Origin of the sequence: Streptomyces sp., from assembly GCF_050698815.1 — a bacterium.
Classification (GTDB): Bacteria; Actinomycetota; Actinomycetes; order Streptomycetales; family Streptomycetaceae; genus Streptomyces.
In genome coordinates this window covers 1-20,460 of the sequence record NZ_JBOHCV010000493.1, presented here as the reverse complement: position 1 = coordinate 20,460, position 20,460 = coordinate 1, and the positions used below count along the sequence as shown (strand labels likewise).

The following is a 20,460-nucleotide window of genomic DNA, read 5'->3' as shown; positions in this document are numbered from 1 at the left end:
CAGGGACAGTTGCCAGGTCAGCAGCCGGACGGCGTCCGAGGACAGCCGGGGGTGGCGGATGATCTCGTTGGGCACCTGCGAGAAGAAGCGCGCAGGCGCGATAACATGCCGAAGCATCCCAGGGACTCCTATGTAAGTCCTCGCGGGTGAAGGCCCTCGGACCGGTGCTGCTAACACCGCCGGGGGCCGCCGTGTGTCGGTCACCGGCAACCCGTTTGGCGCCACTAAACACTACGTGACGACATAGTGACAAATAGTCACACTATTCAACGTCCCGGGTCCCACGAAGATGCCCTGAGAGCGACGAACTTCGCAGTGAGCTGCGCGCGGCGAGGCCATCCGATAGCACGCTCAGACGGGCTGTGAGGTGCAGAAACGTCACGGCTACCGCGATGGGACGAGCGTTGACCGCTCCGGTCACGGCCGCGCGGCTATTCTGGATACGTTGCTCCGCGACGAAGGAGGGCCACGTGGCCATGGCAGCCCCCGAGCGTGAGTCCGACGTGGTGGCCGACGACAGCACGGTGTCGTCGGTGGAGAACGCCTTCGATGCGTTGAGCGCGGCAGCCCCCGAAGGGTGGCGCGTGGAATTGATCGAGGGAGAGATCCACGTGGTGCCACCGGCGAATGGCGAGCATGAAGAGATCGTGTCCGAAGTGACCGGACAGGTGCGTGACCATAGGAAGGAACTGGGCCGGTACACCGGGCTCGGACTTTTCGTTCCCGATGCCTCTCCCACTGGCAAGGTCGTCCCCGACCTGGTGATCGCACCGAAGGGAAGCTTCGGTGACAAAAAGGAGTACCACGACCCCGCCCCCGTCATCCTCGTCGGCGAGGTGACGTCCCGCTCCACCGGCTATCAGGACCGGGGGCCGAAGCTTCGGGGCTACGCGCGTGCAGGGATCCCCTGCTACCTCTTGATCGACCGCGAAGCTGGCGAGGTCATCGTTTACTCCGAACCGTCCGTGGAGCAGTACACCCGGAAGTCGGAGGCGATGCTGTCCAAAAAAATCGCCCTGCCCGAGCCGTTGGGCTTCGAGTTGGACACGAGCGAGTTCTGAGGCCGCCGCCGATCGCGTGATCAATCCTGCGTGAGGGCATCCCCGGCCGGCCAGATACCGTTCCGCGGCATCTCCAGCCTCTCGGACAGCGAGTGCCGCCACTCCGGCGCGGCGAACGGCTCCCCCCAGTAGTCCGTGACCCGTACGGCTTGGCCGTCGACGAGCTCGGCGATGGAGACGTTCCGGTACGCTCGGCCGTCGCCGTAGTCCGTGCTCCACTCGACCACCAGGGTGTCCCCGCACGCATGCCGCCGGCCCACGCCGAGCCGCAGCCCGACGAATTGGGACTCCACCTCGGCGATCCGCGCCCTGCCACTGAGGAGTTCCCCACTCTGCGGCCACTGCCGCACCGCGCTCTCCGCCAAGGGAACGCCGAGAATCCGCTCGAGCCGGGTCTGATACGCCGCTTCTGTCACACACCGGACGTTACCCCTGCCGGCCCTCCAACCCGTCTACGCCACGGACCTGTCGCCCGGGCCGAGTTCGGCAGTTCCAGAACATGCTCAGCCCAGACCCATCCGGATCTACCGTTCAGGAGCGATGATGTTCGGCATTCTCGAAATGGTCCGGTCAACTTCAGTAATGTGACCGTGGGCGAGTTCAAGAAGTAGATCAACAACGTCATCCCAGGAGGTAAGTGATGTCTCTCGCGGGGCAATTGCCGGATCCTCTACGTTCTCCCATGTCAACACCTTGTCCCGAAAGACACTCAAAGACCAGCCCGATTCGTGGACCAGTGATATATCTGGATGCTCGTCGTCAGCGTTAGTCAGTTCCGCCAGGATGTCCCGGATCTGGGTCTCGTCTGGCTGATCGACCACTCCTCCCATGACGTCATTCATAAAGTAAGCCATACTCTATCTCCTACGGTTGGGGAGGCATGTCGTTTGCCGTGTGAAGGCCCTCGAATCGGTGCGCTAACACCGCGGTCGCCGTGTGTCAGTCACCGGGAATCCGTCCGGTCAGCCTGGGACGGGCTCAGGAGCGCCAGGTGGCAGGTCCTTTTCCGCGTTTTGATTTGGTGACCCCGAGTTCCGAGTGCACTCACTACTCGTAAACGAACGCAGCAGTGAAAATCATTGCGATGGTGGACCACTCGGGATCAGCGGGAACTTGCTCTCCCCGGTTGGCGAAGAAACCGTGCATGGAGCGAATCCAATATGCGGCCGCCTTGACGTAGTCAACGGATGATTCGTTCTCCATCGGAAATTCGCCTGATTTTACTCGCTGTGCGAGGTCGACCAGGAAACGGTACAAGTCATCCCTGGATTGCACATCCGCTGGATTGGGATTCAGATTGCTCATGGTTCCCATGCCTCATCAATGCCGTGACCAAATGTTGATGATTCTCATTTCCTGCGAGGCACCGCCGACGTCTCGAGGACAGCCCATACTCGTTTACGACGTTCGGTTCAGCGCATGCCCTCGGCGTGCGAAACCGCTCCTGTGTGAGGTGATAGAGCTACATTGCGATGGGTCGATAGGCAAGCGCTTCATCAACGACTTGAGCGGCGGACAGTGGCGGATCTGAAAAGTAGATCAGCCCTACGGCCCGGGGATGTGGAACATTCTCCTTGAGTTGGCGAACGAGCTCGCCATGCTCGCTCTCCGTTCCTTCGCCCGCCATAATCCTCTCCACCAGATGAATCAGTTCATCTCGCGTCATCAGATGCTCCTTGGTAATTCTCCCGGAGTTAGCGGTCTGCCTATCCCATATGATTGCTGGTCTCTCATGCATCTCGTCGGTGACTACAAGGAGGTACTTTTCGGCCTCCGGGGCAACCGGTATTGTGAAGAAGCTCATACTGCAGCGGGATCGGAAGACCTCAAGGCGCGAATGGAATGAAGCCGCCCCGCTGTTTCTTCGTCAACCTCAAAATCTGCGGTACTGAACTGGTAGGTTCCCGGGCGCAGCGAAATGGAGAGAATGTCGTCCTGCGCCAGCGAGCCACCCGGAATGGAGGCGTCAAACATCACCAGCTCACCCGTCGCGTCGATGATCGGGCCAGGTTCCCAATCTTCAATGTCGGCGAATGACTTCTTTGCGCCATCGATCAGTATCTGATCCGACTCTGCGTAGCTCCATTGAAGAACGCATGAGAGTTCCGGCAAAAATGTTGCCGGCAGAGGTTCGTCCGCTACAACGATTCCGCTTCCTCGTAAACCCACGTCAACACGACAAAGATAGTCCTCGACCAGGCATGCGGCCTCATAGTCCTCCCCCTCAACTCCCCGCCAGCCATGCGCTTGAAGGGAGTTGACAATAATGAATGGACATCCGGCGGATTCAATCCACCTTAGTTTATCCTGAGATGGATTATGAGGATTTGCCATACACCCATCACCTCCATTCGGTGTCGTACGCGGGACGTTACCCTTGCTGGCCCGTCAATCCGCCTACGCCATGGACCTGTTGCCCGGGCCGAGTTCGGAAGTTCCAGAAGAGGTTCAGGCCAGACCCACCTGGATCTGGCCGTTCAGGGGCGATGGTGTTTCTCATGACGGCCACCTCTTCGGCGGAAGGTAATCGTAGTGATGCAGTGCGGCGGCACGTGAGTGGGGGAATGGTGTCACTCAATTCACATCGTCAAAATACTGGGCTACGTCGTAGTTGCTGATCTTTCGAGCCGACCCCACAGGGTTTTGTTCCGAAATGTTAGAGCTCTCGGGATCAGATCCGTGCGACCGCAGCAGTTCGATCAACTCGCCACGCCGGCGCGAGTTGAATACGGCAACAAACAAGGGTGTGTTGCCGAACTTGTTGACTGGGTCAATCTCCGCTCCCGCCTCGATCAACACGGCAGCAGCTTCAGGCTGCCAGCCTTGCGCGGCCAGGTGAAGGGGTGTAAACCCGTCCCGATCCTTGCGGTTCGGATCGGATCCCGCCGCCAACAGTTCTCGGACCAGGACCGCATCCCCTTCCAAGACTGCGTAGTGGAGCGGGATCCGCCCCAGGCGGTCAGTTCCGTGCTGATCATTCCTGCGCATGGTGATGGCTCATTATTGGGGTGGCGTCTTCAATCTGAGGGAGTGCCCAACGATCCTACCGACCTCGACTCCTCCGGGGCATGGATACGGCCCGGAGTGCGGGTCATACAGGAGGCCAGATCTCAAGTAGTTGGGTTGTCACTGCTCATCTACGTGCGGCGGGTGACCGATTGGATCAGTGGGACAGACGAAGATCTGGAGCGAGCCATCGCGGGCGACTGACAGCTGAGTCGGTGCGTTGGCATCCAAGTCGTCGATGAATCCCAGGTCCTCGGCGGGTACCCAGCTCTCGTTGCCACCGTCCCACTCCGTACTGGCGACAGTGAGCAGCAGACGCATCGTCTCCCCGCACGAGCACTCGACCGAGTAGGGATCGGTCGAGTGCCAGGTGGCGAATCCGCCGACCTTCCACCCGGGGGAGATCGAAAGGTCGCTTCGGTAGTCGAAAGCACCGTCGGTGTTGGATTCCTCCCACGCCTCGATCCGGGCTTGCAACTCCTCAGGAAGCAGTCCGATGTATTCGTGCTCGGCGACTACTTCAGGATGAAGCACGCAGGATTCGGGCACGTAGTCACCGGTGCCGACTACCTCCAGCTCGGGGGCGTCAGTCAACGAGCCGCTGATCTCTCCACGTTTCCGCCAGTGCAGGTGGAAGTCCGGGCGTGCTTCCCGTTCGCCATGTGCGTCGAACGGGCACCAGAGGACTTGCAGAATGTCGTAGCCGTCTGGGAAATCGAGGTCAGGAACGTCGTGTGCGAAGAGCTGGGCCAGCGGCATCAGCGGGATGGGGTCAGTGTCACGAATCAAGGGCGCGTGGTGACCCGGCTGGAGAGACGCGAGGATTTCGCGCTCTTCGTCGGTGGGGCCGGCCTGCCGGCCTGGGCCTGGTTCACGGCTCCACGCGTTGGCGAGGATGCGCCGCTGCCTGCGCACGTCACGTACGCGTTCGCCCCTGCCCCGTGGGTGCGGCACCCGGCACACAGGCCAGGAGTCCTTCGCAGGCCAGAGGAAAGGACCGCCCACTGAGCTCTGCTCCGCGGTGGGGGAACCAGGGCGGGGGTGCAAACGGGTCACCGCCCGCCTGTAGGCAGCGAGTTCAGGAAAGACCGACTCGATGTCGACCCGGCGATCCGGGGTGGTGCGAGTCACCGACCGCCGACCCAGCCGCTGAAGCTCAAGATTCACGCCATCAGCATCATGTATCACGACAGATTTGACCTCCCACCCCTCTTGCCAGCTCGGCTGTCCAAATCTCCTCAGGGAAGTCGTGAGGGGATTCCGGACCAGGACGCTAGATGAACTCGGCGCTCGACTGGAAGGTATGTTCGGACTTCGGGAAGCTCGAAGAGAGCAGTTCTGACTGGATCCGACCCGAGAGCAGCTCAGCCAGGAGTTGAGCGCACCCAATCGCATAGTGTTCCCAGTCTTCGCCGCGGGCTTCGTTGATCAGGACTTGCCAGAGGTCCGGTGCTTGCCCTTCCTTGGCAAGCCAGTAGAAGAACTCACCGTTGTCCGTGGATGCCCAGGGAATCAATCTACTCTTGGGCTCCGCCACCGCCGGCGGCTTCGGCTCTCCCGATTCCCATAAGTATTCGAGAGACTCCACCCTCTCGTCGATATTCGCCGCCAGATCGTAATGGCGGTTGCGACAGTCCGGTTCAAGAAACCAGAGATAACCGTCGAAGACCCCGCCGCCGAACGAGTCGACGAGTTCTCTATAGTCTGTCGGGAGGCTCAGCTCGTGGTTCTCTTCGATGGATTCCCAGTCATGGTGAGGTACTGCAGACGGCCTCGGCGTCAGGTCCGCGATCTGGGAGACATACTGGTTCATGGCTTCGGCTGATTCATTATCGTGCGGATGTTCCTTCCGGTCGATGACCCCTTGGGGTGTGAGCTGGAACCATTTGTCGCCGTGAGCGTCAGCAGTTGTTCGCTCAACGGCGTAGTTGTGTGTACGTAGGTCGAGGGAGGAAGTTGGTGTCGAACTCACCAGACCCGGAAGTGGGCCGAGGCTTACCAGGTCGCCGAGTTCACTCATGTCGTACTCCGGTTCATGAAAGAGGTGTACATGTACCGACCATCATCTCAAGCGATCACCAGCCCGACAGTTGCGGAATCTGAGTCGGGGTTCCCCAGGTGACGACACGGGAAAGGGCTTCTTTGAACTTTTGAAGGTCTTCTTCTGGGACCGTGAAGGCAACGACAAGCTTGTCGCCGAGGCCAAGGGTGTTGGCGATGCGGCTGGAGAACGTGATGGTTGCAGTATCTTTGTCAAACGAGATCTGCTCGACTCCGCCATAGCACGATTGCCCGGTTCCCTGGGTGACGCAGTAGCTGTTGGAGGAATAGTCCTCCGTTGCAGGATCACCTTGCCAAGGGTCTTCGGCGAAGAGGTCCCGCTGGAAGAGCACGGCCACTCCCGAACCATCTTCCCCTTCGGAGAAACCGGCCTCCAGGACTTCGTCATCCTCGTCTGCCACAGCGCCAGCGGCGCTGGCGATGATGTGCATTAGCGTCTCCTCCCCGCGATCCAGGTTCCAGAGCCCTGATCGCCATCCCACATCTATACGACGTTGATTCCCATCACGAGAAGCAGACGACGAAGAGAGGATCTCCGTTTTACTCGCAGGGTTCCAGTAGCCGCCTCAGACTCACCCGCAACCGCAGAGCCTCCCACGTCGGCGGCGGCAGACGCAGGGCGTCGTCCCACACCAGATCCTCCACGCCTCTACAACGAGCCCGAACCCTTACCGATGAGATCGGATCTCATCTAGCAGATCAATTACAATGCTCATGCATTTGAAGAGCGATCAAAGATCGCCTTGCCTCCCGCTTCATGCTGATTCGTGCCCCCGAGTGGGCCCGAGGGGCTGGCCCAGAGGCCCTCTTGCTCCTCGATCACGCGCAATCAGGCACCTGAGTGGTGACGATTAATTCCTGGGCACAGGCCTTCTTGGGTCGTCGATGTCGATAGTGATCACTACTCCACTCGTTGAGGAGAGTGTTGCGTATCTACCGACAACCTCGGCTTTTGTGAACGGGTTGGAGTCGGTGAAGAAGACCACCCACACTAGCGAGCGATCTGGATTGACTCTGGCGAAGAAGCCTTCCGAGCCATTATCCCCATCCCCGTGCCAAAGGAATCCACCATCCTCCAACTCCTCTTCCAGTCCGTCGACCACCGAAACCCAATTCGGAGCAATGGACAGGCGGTCGTCTAGATCGAAAGGCTCAAGGATAGAAATTCCACCCGGTGATTCTGGCGTAACGCAGGCATCGAAGGAGCGCCCGTCGGCAAAGTGCAGCGCATCGTCCACGGGAACCTTGTGCTCGTCCCAGAGATCTTTAATCTTACTCAACAGCCTTGCCGTTTCGGATCAATACAAGGGTTCCCTGCCCGTGACGGTGCGATAGACATCGTCCATTCGGTCGTCATCGACGTCTAGATGGCCATCACGAACTACGTAAGCTCCATCACTATAGGCGGAGACAAAAACCGTCAGCATCTCCTCGATGGTGACGTACTCCAACTCCGTCTCCTCGCCTTCGAGGACGCCAGCCACGCCGATCGTATGGGTCCCGTCCCATACGGCGGCATAGAGATCCGTGGAGGCGCTAATCAGGAGCGGCAGCCAATTCCCCATCTGATCCAGATCATCGCGGCCGTTACGTCGAATCTCCGCTGCTTCCTCGAGCGATGGAAAAATGTAACCGGGAATGAACGAAGCGTCGCCCACGCTCTGTCCAGCGCGACGGCGCGTTCCATCGCACCAGAGGTACCAATCCCTTACGGCTTCCGGTGCATCCCCGATGAGAGAACGGAATCGTTCCTCAGAAGCGCCTGGCTGCTCCAGATCCTGCACGACGGTCCGTTGCAGGTTCTCAATCTGAGATCGGATCTCATCTAGCAAATCAGTTACAACGCTCATGCCTTCGAAGAGCGATCAAAGATCGCTTCGCCTCCCGCTTCAGGGTGATTCGTGCCCCAAGTGGTCCGACGGCCTGAACGCTGACTGTTGTCCGGCAGAGTGAATCGAATCGGCGTGTGTGGCCAGTGAGTTGGTCGCAAACCCATTCATTTCGGCGCAATAATTAGGCGAATGGGTCGGGAGGTTGTGGCACGTGGTACGACGGTGCTTCATCGAGAAAGTCGTCGGGAAACAGCGGGCAAGTTACTTTACCGACGAGAAGGTCATGAATCAGTGATGCTGTGAAACCGGAGTACTCAAAGAACGCGTCTTCCTTGCAGTCGATGATCAGGCCAGTGGATGAATCTCTGGCGTCGCTGTTCAGCCAGCAACATAGATCACCGTTATCGGTTCCGCCCCAAGATACAGTGTCGTAGATGGTGAAGCCTAGTTCCCGAATTCGTGAACGAATACTGCTAGCGGCTCTTCTTTGAAGCACGGTGTGCAGTCGGGAAGTTCGTGATTCAGAAGAAAGATGTGGATTGCGGTGTTCTGGGGCATAGATCCAGAGAAAGTCATTGAAGCATCCCCCGCCGTACAAGCTTTGAAGCAGTTTTCGCTCAACGGCATAATTGTGTGTACGCAGGTCGAGGGAGGAAGTTGGTGTCGAACTCCTCGCTCCCGGAGGTGGGCAGAGGCTCACCAGGTCGCTGAGATCACTCATGTCGTACTCCGGTTCATGAAGGAGGCGCCCATGTACCAACCATCATCTCCGTACACGTCTATATCAACCCTACTTGGGATCGGATCATTTCCTGAATAGTGTGGTGTCGCAACGTAAAGAACCTCGTGCCCTCCGTGAACGTATGCTGAAACCTCATCCTCGAAGTCGCTTTGCGGGCCGTTGTTTACTTGGGCATCTTGCGTGACCAGGTTACGTTCGTCCCGTCCATCTCCCCCGAGTTGTTTTGGGATCAAATGGCCGCGCGAGTGGCCTGCGGGTTCTCCGCCGAATCCCGGCGGTTTTATTCGCCTTTGTGCCTTGGTTCCTTGCTGGTGGCTCGGCCCGATAAGGGCGATGGCACCCGACGGTCGACCTCGGTTTGGTGCACCGTATTCCACATCAGAACAGGGGGATAGCCCTAGAGGATCTGTGTTCGTGTGAGGGTTGGTGACGTACGTCGTCGGATTCGGCGCGGGGGTCAGGCCCAGCGGATCTGGGCTCGCGTAGCGGGCGGTGTCGGGGTCGTAGTGGCGGAAGTAGTTGTAGTGGAGGCCGGTTTCGGGGTCGGCGTATTGGCCGGGGAAGCGGAGTGGGGTGTGTGCGGTGGCGTCGCGGTTGTGGTTGGTGGTGCCCCAGAGGGTGGTGCGGGTGTGCCAGGCGATGTCGCCGGTTTCGTCGACGAGTTCGGTGGGGGTGCCGACGAGGTCGGTGACGATGGCGAAGAAGCGCGAGTCGATCTCGCTCTGGTCTTGGGGGTCCAGGCGACGTTCGGTCTGGGTGAGGGGGCGGTGACCGTCATGGTCCCAGGTCAAGACGATATTGGTGCCAGTGTCGACCTGTTCGGCGAGTCGGGTGTCGTCCCAGATGAACAGAAGCTCCTGGGCGACGTCGCCGGCGGTGGTCAGGCGTCGCTTGGCGGTGCGACGGCCGAGGGGGTCGTACAGATAGCTCCAGGTGGCGCCGTCGGGGGTGGTGCAGAAGGTGAGGCGGTCTTCGGCGTCCCAGGTGTAGCGCCAGGTGTCGGGCTTCTTCGACAGGCGGCGCTTTTGGCGCAGCACCATACGGCCGGCGGCGTCGTGTTCGTAGCGGACTGCGCCTGCCGTCAGTAGTTGTGTGCCGGTGTAGGTGCGTTCGCCGCGTGCTTCGGTGTTGCGTGCGCGGTCAGGCCATTCGGCGGTGGTCTGGTTGCCTGCCGCGTCGTAGGCGTAGGTCTCGGTCCAGTTCTCGGCCGTGACCGTCAACGGGCGCCCGACGGAGTCGAGTTCGAATTGACGGGTGTGGCCGGTGAGTTGGTCGGTGACGGAGGTGAGGTGGTTGTCGGGGCGATAGCTGTAGGAGCGGGAGCGCAGGGTGCGGGCCTGCGTGGCCAGGGACTGCTCGGTCTGGCGGCCGACCGTGTCCCACGCTGTGGTGAGGGTGACGGATTGGGTCACCGTGCCGAAGGCACGCTCGATTTCACGACCCAGCGCGTCGTGGGAGAAGTCGAGTAGGTGGCCGTGCACAGACAGCTGAGCGCGGTTTCCCGTTTCGTCGTAGATGAGATTCGTTACGGCGCCGGTGGGAGTGGTGCGGGATGTGCGCCGGCCTGCGAGGTCGTAGGCGTAGGTCGTGGTACGGCCATCCACCGACTCTGCCAGGAGGCGCCCCATGACATCGCGCTCGAGGGTGAGGTCGGAGGTGGGGGACGACGCAGCGATGAGACGGCCTGACCGGTCATAGACGTATGAGGTCGTGGTTCCGTCGGCGATCTTCGTGACGGGGCGCCCAAGTGCGTCGTAGGTGTAGCGGATCTCCTGGCCGAGCGAGGTGGTGCGGGTGGCCAAGCGACCGGCCGGGTTGTGCTCGTACTGCTGTGTGCGGTCGTCAAAGTCCGTCTCGGATGCCAGGTGCCCGGCGCGGTCGTAGGCGTAACGCCACGTCAAGCCCTGAGGGTTGAGGACGCAGGTGAGGCGGAGTTCGGTGTCGTAACCGAATTCGTAGCGCATCCCGTCCGCCGTGGTACGAGCTGCCAGCTGGTCGAAGTGGGTGTACTCCATGGTGGTGGTGCCATCGTTGGCGTCGGTGTAGGTCAGGCAGTTGCTCTCGCCGTCCCACGTCCAGGTCTGGGAGTTGCCGTCGGGGGTGGTACGGCGACGGATAAGGCCCTCTGTCGTCCATTCCAAGTAGGTAGTCGTGCCCAGCCGGTCGGTCACCACAGACGGGCGTCCGAACGCATCTCGCGTCACCGATGAGGTGCGGCCCAGCGGGTCGATGGTCGTCAGCGGAAGGCCGACCGCGTCATTAGTCAGCTGCTGGGTAGCACCCGTAGCGTCTATCACCGAGCTGATGGCACCTGTCGCGTCGCGGGTGGAGCGAGTGACTGAGCCATCTGGTGCAGTTACGGCGGTGTTGTTGCCGCGTTCGTCCCAGGTTTGGCACCAGACCGTGCCGTCGGGGCCGGTCAGCTCCTCGGGCAGGTTCAGCGAGTTGTAGGTGGCGGTGGAGGTGGTGCCGTCGGGGAGGTGGACGGTGATCAGGTTGCCGGTCTCGTCCCAGTCGAGGCGGGTGGTGTGGCCCAGTGCGTCGGTGCGGGAGAGGGGATTGTCGTAGCGGTCCCATTCCTGGCGGACGGTGTTGCCGAGTGGGTCGGTTTCGGCGATGACCTGGCGCAGGTCGTTGAGCTGGAGGGTGGTGACGGCGCCGGTGGAGTCGGTGTAGTAGGTGACGCCGTTCTCGGTGTCGTAGGTGAAGCGGGAGGAGAGGTAGCCCTCGGGGCCGACGGTTTCGGCGACGCGGCCGGCGGTGTCGTAGATGTAGCTGTAGGTGGAGTCGTTGCGGTCGGTCCAGGAGGTGATGCGGCGCTGGTCGTCGTAGGTGAAGCGCAGGGGTGTGTCGGAGGAGTTGGTGACCGCGTCGAGGTTGCCTGCGGGGTCGTAGCCGTAGGACATGACGCGGACGAGGCCGTCGGGGGTGCGCAGGGAGATGCCGGTGACGCGGCCCAGGTCGGTGTCGCTGGTCACGCGTACGGAGTAGCCGCCGTCGTGGGTGACGGTGGTGGGCAGGCCGTTCTCGCCGCGGGTGATGTCGATGCCGTTGCCGTTACGGTCCTGGATCCCGGTCAGCCAGTACAGGCTGCCGCCCTGGTAGGGGTTGCCGGTGAAATGGCGGGACAGCCCCGAATGGGGGTCGGTGACGGTGTAGGTCGTATCGCCCAGGCTGGTCTGCCCGGTCCAGGCCAGGGGCAGCCGGTCGCCCTCCAGCGGCCACACCGCCTCGCCGCCCTCGCGGGGCAGGCCGGGGTAGATCAGCAGGGAGCCGTCTTCGCGGGTCCAGGTTGCGCCTCGCGGGTCGAGTTCGAGGCGTTCATCCAGGGTGGAGGCCCAGCTGGGGCCGAACCACTGGCCGTAGCGGTAGCTGGAGACGTGGGTGCGGCGCAGTACCAGCGGCAGTACGCCGGGCAGGGCGAGGTCGGTCTGGGTCAGGATCATCTCGCCGGTGGCCACATCGACCGGGTCGGTCTTGCACACCCGGTTCGGCTCGGAGCGGGAGACGGCACCGGGGTCGTTCTTCGCCTCCCGGGTGGAGTTGGGCTTCATGTGGGGCGAGTTGCGGTCCCGGCCGCCGTTCGCCCCGCCTCGGGGTCCGCCGCCGCGGCCGTCCTTGCCGTCGCCGGCCTGGATCTTGTTGAAGGAGTCGCGGGTCTTTTGCTCGTTGGTCTTGTGGTCGTCGGAGATCTTCTTGATGCCCTTGGGGAGGGTCTCGCCGACGTGTTCGCCGAGTTCCTTCAGCCCCTTGGTGAGCTTCTCCGTCACCCCCTCGATAGTGGTGTCCAACACGGCCGTCAGGGAGTCCTTGCCCTTGGCGCGGCCGTGATGGCCCTTGGCCTTGGACAGCTTGCTCCCGGAGCGGGTGCTCATCGATATCTGTACGCCGGCCAGCTTCGTACCGGCGTTGTCGTGCTCCCCGTGGTCGATGTGCAGCTTGCCCTTACCGGCGCCGCCGCCCGCGCCGCCACCGGCCGACGCCAGCTGCATGCCGTCCTTACCGGGGCCGCCCTGGCCGCCGTTGCCGCCGTTCACACCCAGGGCGTCCGAGGCCACCCCGATCGCCAGATCCGCGACCATGTTCTCCAGCGCCTTGACCGCCGGCTCGGTCAGCGTCGCGACGATCTCCTCGACCGCCGCCTCGGCCATCTCCTTGAGTATTCGCTTGAAGGCGAGGCGTGTGGCCACGATCTTCGCCCCCGCCAGCAGCGACGTGAGCCCCATCGTCAACGGTGCCGCCGCCAGCGCGATACCCACCGTCGCGACCAGGTCCGCCAGCTCCGCCACCGCGGCGATCTTCCGCGCCACGATGATCTCCGCCACCCTGTCCAGCGCCCCCGCCACGATCCGCGCGGCCTTCGCCAGGTCCTTGTGCTTGCCCTTGACCTTCGACCAGTGACCGTTCAGCGCGGTGAGCGCCTCGCTGTTGCCCGAGGAGACCAGCCGCTGGATGTGCTGATGGGCGGCGTGGCCGTCATCGTCCGCGTCCTCGGCGAACTCCCGCAACGCGTCCGCCATATCGCGGTACGCGTCCTCATCCACGTTCGGCCAGCCCACGCCCACGATGTCCAGCATCGTGTCGACACCCTCAGGAATCGTGTAACCCATGCCTCAACGCCCCCGTACACCCGCGACTTGATTCCGTAGCTGGTCAACCACCATGCCACGAGACGTGTTCGCACCTCCATGGGGTTCCCGGTCAATCGAGATGGGGGCTTGGTGAGGCGATTTCGGGCGAATTGCACCCTGGGGTTGCGTGAACGGTCGGCAGGGGCTCGGGGGGTCGTCCACGGAATCGTCCGTAACGAACTACTGACGTCACCTCGCCGCTGTGGTTAACATCACGTTCACCGGCAGCGTGGCCGGTTCGTTACGGAGGTGGGGCGTGGGCAGCGTGAGGCGTTCCCGTGAGCGGCGAGGACAGCGTCGAGTTGTGCGGGTGGCGGGTCTGCGCACCAGCTGGCACACCGTGGATGACGGCGACTTCTTCTGCCCCGGCTGCGGCGGTGACCGCAGCTACCGCCGTCGCACCGGCCGGCAGTGTTTCGTGGTGCTGGGCGTGCCGCTGCTGCCCCGGGGCGAGGTGGACCCCGTCGTGCAGTGCGCCGCATGCCATGGCCACTTCGGCACCGACGCCCTCGACCACCTCACCACCAACCGCCTCGCCACCCTGCTGCGCGACGGGGTGCAGGCCATCGCCCTCACCGTCCTCGCCGCAGGCGGCTGCGAAAGCCGTACGGCCCGGGAGGCCGCCGTCGACACGGTGCGCGGCGCGGGCTTCCCCGACTGTGGCGAGGACCAGTTGCTGACCCTGCTGGCCGCGCTCGGTGTGGACAGCGTCTCCGCCGAGATCGAGCTGCACGAGGCGTTGGCGCCGCTGGCGCCTCACCTGGCGCCCGCGGGCCGGGAGAGCCTGCTGTTGCAGGGTGCGCGCATCGCCCTGTCGGACGGGGTCTACCAGTTGGCGGAGCGGGAAGCGCTGGCGGCAGTGGGTCGGTCACTGTGGATCGCCGAGGCCGACATCGACCGGCTGCTCGCGGAGGCCCGCACCCCGCACTGAACGTCGGCGGGTGCCGGCGTCAACTCACGGTCTTGACGTGGCCGATGAAGGATGACCAGGCATGGGCGCCGATGACCAGGGCTGGGCCATCCAGGAACTTGCTGTCGCGGACCGGGACGATGCCGGTGAGCCCGTCGGCGACCTCGACGCAGTTCCCACCGTCAGGGTTGCTGTAGCTGCTCTTGCGCCATTTCGCGGCGCTCAAGTCAGTCTGGATCCTTGTCATTTCGATGGTCCTCTGCCGCTGTCTCGATCATGGCCAGGGACGCCTTCGGGGGCAGTGCGACGGCCCTGAGCAGATCGTACGACTTCCGGTACTTCTGCACGATCCTTGGATCATCGATGGTGTCGCCGCTGTAAGTGGCTTCCGTGTAGACCATGGGTGGCGCATCGGCGAAGGTCATGATCGTGGCACTGCCGAGAATGAGCGGGTGCGCCCCGGCGTTCCACGGAAGCACCTGGGGAATGATCCGACGGCGCCTCCCCAACTGTGCGATGCAATCGAGCTGTTCGGCCATTTCCTTGGGGGGAAGGATGGGCTGCCGTAGCAACGTCTCATGGAGGACCACCCAGTACATCGGGGGCTCGTTCTCCTCGAAGAGACTGGCCCGCGCGAGCCGGGCGCTGACCTTGAGGTCGACCTCTTCGGAAAACCCCAGCGCCTGGGTGCTTTCCAGAACCGTCCGGGCGTACGACTCTGTCTGCAGCAGCCCCGGGATCAGAGTGGGACACCACTCCTCGATGGTCCCCGCTTGTTTCTCCGCCTCCAGGACCTTCTCGAAGTAGTCGGCGTGCCCGCCCCGCTTCGCCTTGCGTACGTCCTCGCAGCAGCGCTCGAAGAAGCCGTCAGTAGCCAGCGCTTGGTCCACGTGCCGGGCCAGGTCGATCGGCATGCGCCGTTCGCCGCGCTCGATCTCGCTGAGATGGCTTGCGCCGTAGAAGCTGCCGTCGACCAGCTTCTGCTGGCTGAGCCCCGCCTGTTCCCGTTTCCACCGCAACTCCTTGCCGTAGAAGGTGGGGAGGCTCGCCGAGCCGTCGATGTCCTTGGGTCCTGGCATCGTTCACCGCCGTTGGTGCGCAGTCCGCTGTCGATTCCTGTCCGGGCCCGGCGGATTCCCGCGTTTCCCACAGGCCCGCCTGTCCCTTTCGCGTGTCACGGCCGGGAGCCCGAACCCCTGTCACGGTACGCGGTTTGGCAGCAGTGTGTGATGTGTTCGTCACCCCTTGCACAGGAAAGGTGCGGCTTCATGTACGACCATGACCTCGGCTGGGAGACCGGCCCCGACACTGACGACGCCCACAGCTGCGTCGCCGATCTCCGTACGGCACTCTCGGCGCACGGCATCACACTGCCCTCCATCGGCGTGGACCCGCCCGCTTTCGCGGCCAGTCCGTCGCTGGCCCTGGTGGCGCTGGGGAACTGCAACATCGCCACCGCGCGCAAGCTCGCCGCCGTGCTCCGCACGGCATGGCGCGGGGAGACGCCGTCATGACCGTCAGCTCATCGGTGACGTCTCACGGCTGGCGTATCGACCGCGTCCCCGGCAAGCCCGTGCGGCGGGCGGAGGACGGCCGTATCGCCGTTCCGTTGTGGCTGCTGCGCGATGGCGCGTACCACTCCGATCTCGATCTGCGCCTCTCGTCCGCCGAGGCCGAAGTGCTGCACGCGCAGCTGTCCTACCTACTCCCCGGGGAGTAGTGCGGGCGCTGCGACGCCCACGGGAGCAGCCCGTACCTCGGTCCGGGGAGCGACGAAATCGCCCCGTGCCGCCGGGAGTCTGGTCACAGCCAGACATCCGGTGACCGGGAAGGGGACAGGCGCATGAGGCCCGTCGCGGAGTTGCAGCAGGACGTGGGGCGGGAGCCGCCCGCCCAGCAGGGCGGCCAGGGTGACCAAGGCGGCCAGAGTGGCCAGGGGAGCGGCCGGCGTCGACGGTGGGCCCTGCCGTGGGCGGTGATCGCGCTGTGGGTGGCGGTGATCGCCCTCGCGATGCCGCTGGCCGGGAAGCTCGGTGACGCGACCCGCGACCAGCCGGTGGACTACCTGCCGGCGAGCGCCGACTCGACCCGCGTCGAGCAGTTGGTGCAGAAGCTGCCCGGCGGCGGCACCGCCGATCTGATCCTGGTGCACCACCGGGACGGCGGCCTGACCGCCGCCGACCGGCAGTTGGCGGGTGCGCAGGCGCGGGAGGTGGGGGAGCGGTACGAGCTGAGCGGTGACGCCCCGCCCCGGGCCATTCCCTCCAAGGACGGCGACACCCTGATGACTCCGCTGTCCATCGGCGGACTCGCGGAGGAGAGCGAGCGGGACCGGGCCGTCCACGACGTACGGAAGCAGCTCGACGCCCCGCCCGCGGGACTGACCATCGAGGTGGGCGGCCCGGGTGCGGTCCAGGCGGACATGAAAGAGGTCTTCGAGTCCATCGACGGCACGCTGATGATGGGCACCGCCGCGGTCGTCGCGATCCTGCTGATCCTCACCTACCGCAGTCCGGTCCTGTGGCTGATTCCGCTGGTGATGGTCGGCGCCGCGACCGTCGCCTCGATGGCGCTGGTCTACGCGCTGATCCAGGGCTTCGACATCACGGTCACCACCATGAGCACCTCGGTGATGACCGTGCTGATCTTCGGGGCGGGGACCGACTACGCCCTGCTACTGGTGTCCCGGTACCGCGAGGACCTGCGGCGCCACCCGCGTCCGTACGAGGCCATGCGCGCCGCGCTGCGCGGCTGCGGCCCGGCCGTACTCGCCTCGTCCGGCACGGTGGTGCTGGGACTGCTGTGCCTGCTGGCGGCCGACCTGAACAGCAGCAGTGGTCTCGGACCCGTCGGTGCGGCCGGTGTGGTCTGCGCTCTCGCGGCGATGATGACCCTGCTGCCCGCCATCCTGGTGCTGCTCGGACGCCGCGTCTTCTGGCCGCTGGTGCCGCAGTACGGGACCGAACCGGCCCGGCGCCGCTCGCTGTTCGCCCTCATGGGCTCCTCGGCCGGCCGCCGTCCGGCAGCGGTGCTGGCCGGCGGGACGCTGCTGCTGGGGATCCTGGCGGTCGGTGTGCTCAGCCTCCCGGGGCCGCTGAAGCAGGGGGACGCCTTCACCGACAAGCCGGAGTCCGTCTCCGCGTCGGAAACGCTGGCCTCCGCCTACCCCGGGTCCAGCAGCCGGCCGGTCACGGTGCTGGCCCGGTCCGGGCAGGCCGGGGAGGTGGCACGGCAGGCACGTGGGTCGCAGGGCGTGGCACGGGTGGCGGAGGGCCGGTCCGGGGCGGGCTGGACCGAGATCAGCGTCTTCTCCACCGACGGCCCGGAGTCGTCGGAGGAGAAGGAGATGATCCGTACCCTGCGCGGCGATCTGCGCGAGGTGCCGGGTGCCGACGCGCTCGTGGGCGGGCCCAGCGCCCAGCAGTTGGACGAGGAGAAGACCAACGCGGACGACCGTAAGGTCGTGATCCCGATGGTCCTGGGGGTGGTGCTGCTCATCCTGATCGCCCTGCTGCGCAGCCTGATCGGCCCACTCGTGCTGGTCGTGGCGGTGATCGCCTCCTGGGGTGCCGCACTGGGCATCGGCGGACTGGTCTTCGAACCTCTCTTCGGCTTCCAGGGGTTCGACCCCGGCCTGCCGCTGCTGAGCTTCGTCTTCCTGATCGCCCTCGGCGTCGATTACGGAATCTTTCTCATGCACCGGACCCGGGAGGAATGCCTCAAGGGAGCCGAGGTACCGGCGGCGGCCGTCACCGCGCTGCGGACGACGGGCGGCGTCATCGCCTCCGCGGGCATCGTGCTGGCCGCGACGTTCTGTGTACTGGCGAACATGCCGCTGGTGATGATGGTCGAGATGGGCCTGGTCGTCGCCGTCGGCGTCCTGCTGGACACGTTCCTGGTGCGCACCTATCTGGTGACGTCGGCGAGCCTGCTGCTGAAGCGGTGGGTGTGGTGGCCGGGCAAGCTCTTCCGCTCGCACGGTACGGATGGGTGAGGGGTGACGGAGGATGGAGCGGTGAGCACAGGGAGCACAGCACAGGACCCGGTGGCCGCCGTCATCGCACGGGCGCTGCTCCCGCCGCAGCGTCACGTGAGGGACGGCGTCCCCGTGCGGGAGTTGGGGCTGGCCGCCTCCGTCCTCGTCGTGCAGGCAGTGCTCGCCGTCGCCGTGCCGTCCGGCGACGGGCGGACGCCGGACCTGCTGGGCTGGACACTCCTCGTCGGCACCGCGCTGGTGCTCGTCGCACGCCGCCGGGCGCCGGGGCTGTCGGCGGCAGCGGTGATCTGTCTGCTCGTGCCGTACCACGCGATGAACTTCGCGCACTCCGCCGCGGTGCCGGCCACGCTGGTCGCGCTGTACTCGCTCGCCCTCGCGGGACCGCCGATGCGGACCTTCATGACCGTCGCCGCCTCACTCGCGGCCATGACGACCGTGATGGTGGCGCTGGGCAACTCGGATCTGGTCTCCGACATGCTCCGCAGCGCGGGCTGGCTGTTCGCCGTCGTGCTCGTCGGCGAAGCCGTGCGCATCCACCGGAACTACGTCACGGCGATCATGGAGAGAGCGGAACGGGCCGAACGTACCCGGGAGGAGGAAGCCGCCCGCCGGGTCGCCGAGGAACGGCTCCGGATCGCCCGCGACCTGCACGACCTGCTCGCGCACAGCATCACGCTGATCGGCGTGCAGACCTCGGTGGCCGCACATGTGCTGGTCGCCGACCCGCAGCGGCTCGACCGCGCGGCGGTCGCCGATGCCCTGGAGGGCATCTCCGGGACCTGCCGCGACGCCCGTGCGGAGCTGCGTACGACCCTGGAGGTCCTGCGCGCCAACGACCCGGACGGCCATGACCCCAACGGCCACGGCCCGCTGCCGGGCCTGGCCGGGCTGCCCGACCTGGTCCGCTCGGCGGAGGGCGCGGGTGCGCGGGTGGAGTCGGCCGTAGGAGTGGAGCCGGACGCCGCGCTGCCGCGGGCGGTGTCGGTCGCCGTCTACCGCATCGTGCAGGAGGCCCTGACCAACGCGGTCCGGCACGCGGGAGCGTCGGTCGGGGCAAGGGTGACGGTCGAGTACAGCGCGGACGGTGACGCGCTCCGGGTCGAAGTCCGTGACGACGGCGGTATGGAGGTGCCGGACCCGGCGGTGCACCCGGCCACCGGCCCGGACCCGGCCACGACGGGCAGGCCCGCGGGCTACGGAATCGTCGGGATGCGCGAGCGGGCCCGCAGCGTCGGCGGCACCCTCGACGCCGGGCCCCGCGCGGACGCCCCCGGCTTCGCCGTGACCGCCGTACTGCCGCTGGAGCCCGCACGGGGCGAGCTCCTGAAGGAGACCCGGTGAGCGGGCCGAAGACCGTACGCGTCCTGCTCGCCGACGATCAACGGCTGGTGCGCGCCGCGTTCGCGATGCTCATCGGCTCCGCCCCGGACATGGTCGTGGTGGGGGAGGCGGGGACCGGCCAGGAGGCCGTCGAACTGGCCCGGAGCGAGCGGGCCGACGTGGTGCTGATGGACATCCGGATGCCCGGTCTGGACGGCATCGCGGCCACGCGGCTGATCGCGGCGGACGAAGACCTGGCAGCGGTGCGGGTGCTGGTGCTCACCACCTACGACACCGATGAGTACGTCGTCGACGCGCTGCGCGCCGGAGCCTCCGGGTTCCTCCTCAAGGACACCCGGCCCGCCGAACTGCTCGATGCCGTACGGACCGTGGACGCGGGCGAGGCGCTGCTGTCCCCGGGCCCCACCGCCCGCCTCATCGCGCGGGTGCTGCGGACGCCCGAGACCCCGCGGACCGACGGTCCCGCACCGGGCGGGCTCGCTCCCCTCTCCGACCGCGAACGGCAGGTGCTCGCCCTGGTGGCGCGCGGCCTGAACAACACCGAGGTGGCGGACGCGCTCGGGCTCAGCCCGCTCACCGCCAAGACCCACGTCAGCCGCATCATGGGCAAGCTGTCCGCCCGCGACCGCGCCCAGCTGGTGATCGCCGCCTACGAATCCGGGCTGGTGACCCCGGGAGGCGCCGGGTAGTGCGCGGATGGGCGAGACTGTCGGCATGAGTCTGTTCCGCGACGACGGCATCGTGCTGCGCACCCAGAAGCTGGGCGAGGCGGACCGGATCATCACGCTGCTCACGCGCGGTCACGGACGGGTGCGGGCGGTGGCACGGGGTGTGCGGCGTACCAAGTCGAAGTTCGGTGCGCGGCTGGAGCCCTTCAGC

23 protein-coding genes are annotated in these 20,460 nt (G+C 64.9%); 8 read left to right on the top strand and 15 right to left on the bottom strand.

What is annotated here, in order from left to right; translation table 11 throughout:
* Positions 1-476: 476 nt before the first annotated feature.
* The gene (locus tag ACRDP3_RS17815; RefSeq protein ID WP_431517952.1) at positions 477-1,061 is read left to right on the top strand and encodes a Uma2 family endonuclease; all 585 of its coding nucleotides are present in this window, start codon (positions 477-479) and stop codon (positions 1,059-1,061) included.
* A gap of 20 nt (positions 1,062-1,081) precedes the next feature.
* On the opposite strand, the gene ACRDP3_RS17810 is transcribed toward ACRDP3_RS17815, so the two are convergent.
* From ACRDP3_RS17810 to ACRDP3_RS17750, 13 genes are all read right to left on the bottom strand, one after another.
* Positions 1,082-1,477: a hypothetical protein gene (locus ACRDP3_RS17810; RefSeq protein ID WP_431517947.1), complete on the bottom strand. Its 396-nt coding sequence runs from the start codon at positions 1,475-1,477 to the stop codon at positions 1,082-1,084.
* Positions 1,478-1,585: 108 nt separating this feature from the next.
* A complete protein-coding gene (locus ACRDP3_RS17805) occupies positions 1,586-1,915 on the bottom strand; it encodes a hypothetical protein (RefSeq protein ID WP_431517946.1) in 330 nt (109 codons plus the stop codon).
* 193 nt (positions 1,916-2,108) lie between these two features.
* Positions 2,109-2,366, bottom strand: a complete 258-nt coding sequence (locus ACRDP3_RS17800) for a DUF7660 family protein (protein ID WP_431517945.1) — start codon at positions 2,364-2,366, stop codon at positions 2,109-2,111.
* 157 nt (positions 2,367-2,523) lie between these two features.
* Entirely contained in the window at positions 2,524-2,865 is a 342-nt protein-coding gene (locus tag ACRDP3_RS17795; protein ID WP_431517944.1) for a hypothetical protein, read from the bottom strand.
* Entirely contained in the window at positions 2,862-3,395 is a 534-nt protein-coding gene (locus ACRDP3_RS17790; RefSeq protein ID WP_431517943.1) for an Imm21 family immunity protein, read from the bottom strand. The genes ACRDP3_RS17795 and ACRDP3_RS17790 overlap by 4 nt, the downstream gene beginning before the upstream one ends.
* Positions 3,396-3,635: 240 nt before the next feature.
* Positions 3,636-4,049, bottom strand: a complete 414-nt coding sequence (locus tag ACRDP3_RS17785; protein WP_431517942.1) for an ankyrin repeat domain-containing protein — start codon at positions 4,047-4,049, stop codon at positions 3,636-3,638.
* A 138-nt stretch (positions 4,050-4,187) separates the two neighbouring features.
* Positions 4,188-4,982: a hypothetical protein gene (locus ACRDP3_RS17780; RefSeq protein ID WP_431517941.1), complete on the bottom strand. Its 795-nt coding sequence runs from the start codon at positions 4,980-4,982 to the stop codon at positions 4,188-4,190.
* 358 nt (positions 4,983-5,340) lie between these two features.
* Complete coding sequence (locus tag ACRDP3_RS17775; RefSeq protein WP_431517940.1) at positions 5,341-6,087, bottom strand: SMI1/KNR4 family protein; 747 nt, start codon at positions 6,085-6,087, stop codon at positions 5,341-5,343.
* 55 nt (positions 6,088-6,142) lie between these two features.
* On the bottom strand, positions 6,143-6,559 hold the full coding sequence (locus tag ACRDP3_RS17770) for an Imm10 family immunity protein (RefSeq protein WP_431517939.1): 417 nt from the start codon (positions 6,557-6,559) through the stop codon (positions 6,143-6,145).
* Between the two features lie 420 nt (positions 6,560-6,979).
* Positions 6,980-7,408: a hypothetical protein gene (locus tag ACRDP3_RS17765; RefSeq protein ID WP_431517938.1), complete on the bottom strand. Its 429-nt coding sequence runs from the start codon at positions 7,406-7,408 to the stop codon at positions 6,980-6,982.
* Between the two features lie 18 nt (positions 7,409-7,426).
* Entirely contained in the window at positions 7,427-7,978 is a 552-nt protein-coding gene (locus ACRDP3_RS17760; protein WP_431517937.1) for a hypothetical protein, read from the bottom strand.
* Positions 7,979-8,141: 163 nt separating this feature from the next.
* Entirely contained in the window at positions 8,142-8,681 is a 540-nt protein-coding gene (locus tag ACRDP3_RS17755; protein ID WP_431517936.1) for a hypothetical protein, read from the bottom strand.
* Positions 8,678-13,312, bottom strand: a complete 4,635-nt coding sequence (locus ACRDP3_RS17750) for a DUF6531 domain-containing protein (protein ID WP_431517935.1) — start codon at positions 13,310-13,312, stop codon at positions 8,678-8,680. Before ACRDP3_RS17750 ends, ACRDP3_RS17755 begins: the two co-directional genes overlap by 4 nt.
* Positions 13,313-13,589: 277 nt before the next feature.
* On the opposite strand from ACRDP3_RS17750, the gene ACRDP3_RS17745 reads away from it, so the two are divergent.
* A complete protein-coding gene (locus tag ACRDP3_RS17745; RefSeq protein ID WP_431517934.1) occupies positions 13,590-14,264 on the top strand; it encodes a TerB family tellurite resistance protein in 675 nt (224 codons plus the stop codon).
* Between the two features lie 19 nt (positions 14,265-14,283).
* On the opposite strand, the gene ACRDP3_RS17740 is transcribed toward ACRDP3_RS17745, so the two are convergent.
* Positions 14,284-14,490: a DUF397 domain-containing protein gene (locus ACRDP3_RS17740; protein ID WP_431517933.1), complete on the bottom strand. Its 207-nt coding sequence runs from the start codon at positions 14,488-14,490 to the stop codon at positions 14,284-14,286.
* Positions 14,471-15,322, bottom strand: coding sequence for a helix-turn-helix domain-containing protein (locus tag ACRDP3_RS17735; protein WP_431517932.1), 852 nt, complete (start codon positions 15,320-15,322; stop codon positions 14,471-14,473). Before ACRDP3_RS17735 ends, ACRDP3_RS17740 begins: the two co-directional genes overlap by 20 nt.
* 189 nt (positions 15,323-15,511) lie before the next feature.
* Between ACRDP3_RS17735 and ACRDP3_RS17730 the strand changes: the two genes are divergently transcribed.
* The 6 genes from ACRDP3_RS17730 to recO all read left to right on the top strand — a co-directional run.
* On the top strand, positions 15,512-15,757 hold the full coding sequence (locus ACRDP3_RS17730) for a hypothetical protein (RefSeq protein WP_431517931.1): 246 nt from the start codon (positions 15,512-15,514) through the stop codon (positions 15,755-15,757).
* Positions 15,754-15,963: a hypothetical protein gene (locus tag ACRDP3_RS17725; RefSeq protein ID WP_431517930.1), complete on the top strand. Its 210-nt coding sequence runs from the start codon at positions 15,754-15,756 to the stop codon at positions 15,961-15,963. The genes ACRDP3_RS17730 and ACRDP3_RS17725 overlap by 4 nt, the downstream gene beginning before the upstream one ends.
* Positions 15,964-16,254: 291 nt before the next feature.
* On the top strand, positions 16,255-18,237 hold the full coding sequence (locus ACRDP3_RS17720; protein WP_431517951.1) for an MMPL family transporter: 1,983 nt from the start codon (positions 16,255-16,257) through the stop codon (positions 18,235-18,237).
* 96 nt (positions 18,238-18,333) lie between these two features.
* On the top strand, positions 18,334-19,581 hold the full coding sequence (locus tag ACRDP3_RS17715) for a sensor histidine kinase (RefSeq protein ID WP_431517950.1): 1,248 nt from the start codon (positions 18,334-18,336) through the stop codon (positions 19,579-19,581).
* Positions 19,582-19,646: 65 nt separating this feature from the next.
* A complete protein-coding gene (locus ACRDP3_RS17710) occupies positions 19,647-20,270 on the top strand; it encodes a response regulator (protein ID WP_431517949.1) in 624 nt (207 codons plus the stop codon).
* A 25-nt stretch (positions 20,271-20,295) separates the two neighbouring features.
* The coding region (recO, locus tag ACRDP3_RS17705; protein ID WP_431517948.1) for a DNA repair protein RecO at positions 20,296-20,460 on the top strand (165 nt) is incomplete at its 3' end.

What these genes read in the sequence shown, in the direction of transcription:
- ACRDP3_RS17815 (WP_431517952.1), top strand. Translation starts at nt 477, where the DNA reads ATGGCAGCCCCCGAGCGTGAGTCCGACGTGGTGGCCGACGACAGCACG.
- ACRDP3_RS17805 (WP_431517946.1), bottom strand. Translation starts at nt 1,915, where the DNA reads ATGGCTTACTTTATGAATGACGTCATGGGAGGAGTGGTCGATCAGCCA.
- ACRDP3_RS17800 (WP_431517945.1), bottom strand. Translation starts at nt 2,366, where the DNA reads ATGAGCAATCTGAATCCCAATCCAGCGGATGTGCAATCCAGGGATGAC.
- ACRDP3_RS17795 (WP_431517944.1), bottom strand. Translation starts at nt 2,865, where the DNA reads ATGAGCTTCTTCACAATACCGGTTGCCCCGGAGGCCGAAAAGTACCTC.
- ACRDP3_RS17790 (WP_431517943.1), bottom strand. Translation starts at nt 3,395, where the DNA reads ATGGCAAATCCTCATAATCCATCTCAGGATAAACTAAGGTGGATTGAA.
- ACRDP3_RS17785 (WP_431517942.1), bottom strand. Translation starts at nt 4,049, where the DNA reads ATGCGCAGGAATGATCAGCACGGAACTGACCGCCTGGGGCGGATCCCG.
- ACRDP3_RS17775 (WP_431517940.1), bottom strand. Translation starts at nt 6,087, where the DNA reads ATGAGTGAACTCGGCGACCTGGTAAGCCTCGGCCCACTTCCGGGTCTG.
- ACRDP3_RS17770 (WP_431517939.1), bottom strand. Translation starts at nt 6,559, where the DNA reads ATGCACATCATCGCCAGCGCCGCTGGCGCTGTGGCAGACGAGGATGAC.
- ACRDP3_RS17760 (WP_431517937.1), bottom strand. Translation starts at nt 7,978, where the DNA reads ATGAGCGTTGTAACTGATTTGCTAGATGAGATCCGATCTCAGATTGAG.
- ACRDP3_RS17755 (WP_431517936.1), bottom strand. Translation starts at nt 8,681, where the DNA reads ATGAGTGATCTCAGCGACCTGGTGAGCCTCTGCCCACCTCCGGGAGCG.
- ACRDP3_RS17750 (WP_431517935.1), bottom strand. Translation starts at nt 13,312, where the DNA reads ATGGGTTACACGATTCCTGAGGGTGTCGACACGATGCTGGACATCGTG.
- ACRDP3_RS17740 (WP_431517933.1), bottom strand. Translation starts at nt 14,490, where the DNA reads ATGACAAGGATCCAGACTGACTTGAGCGCCGCGAAATGGCGCAAGAGC.
- ACRDP3_RS17735 (WP_431517932.1), bottom strand. Translation starts at nt 15,322, where the DNA reads ATGCCAGGACCCAAGGACATCGACGGCTCGGCGAGCCTCCCCACCTTC.
- ACRDP3_RS17730 (WP_431517931.1), top strand. Translation starts at nt 15,512, where the DNA reads ATGTACGACCATGACCTCGGCTGGGAGACCGGCCCCGACACTGACGAC.
- ACRDP3_RS17725 (WP_431517930.1), top strand. Translation starts at nt 15,754, where the DNA reads ATGACCGTCAGCTCATCGGTGACGTCTCACGGCTGGCGTATCGACCGC.
- ACRDP3_RS17720 (WP_431517951.1), top strand. Translation starts at nt 16,255, where the DNA reads ATGCCGCTGGCCGGGAAGCTCGGTGACGCGACCCGCGACCAGCCGGTG.
- ACRDP3_RS17710 (WP_431517949.1), top strand. Translation starts at nt 19,647, where the DNA reads ATGCTCATCGGCTCCGCCCCGGACATGGTCGTGGTGGGGGAGGCGGGG.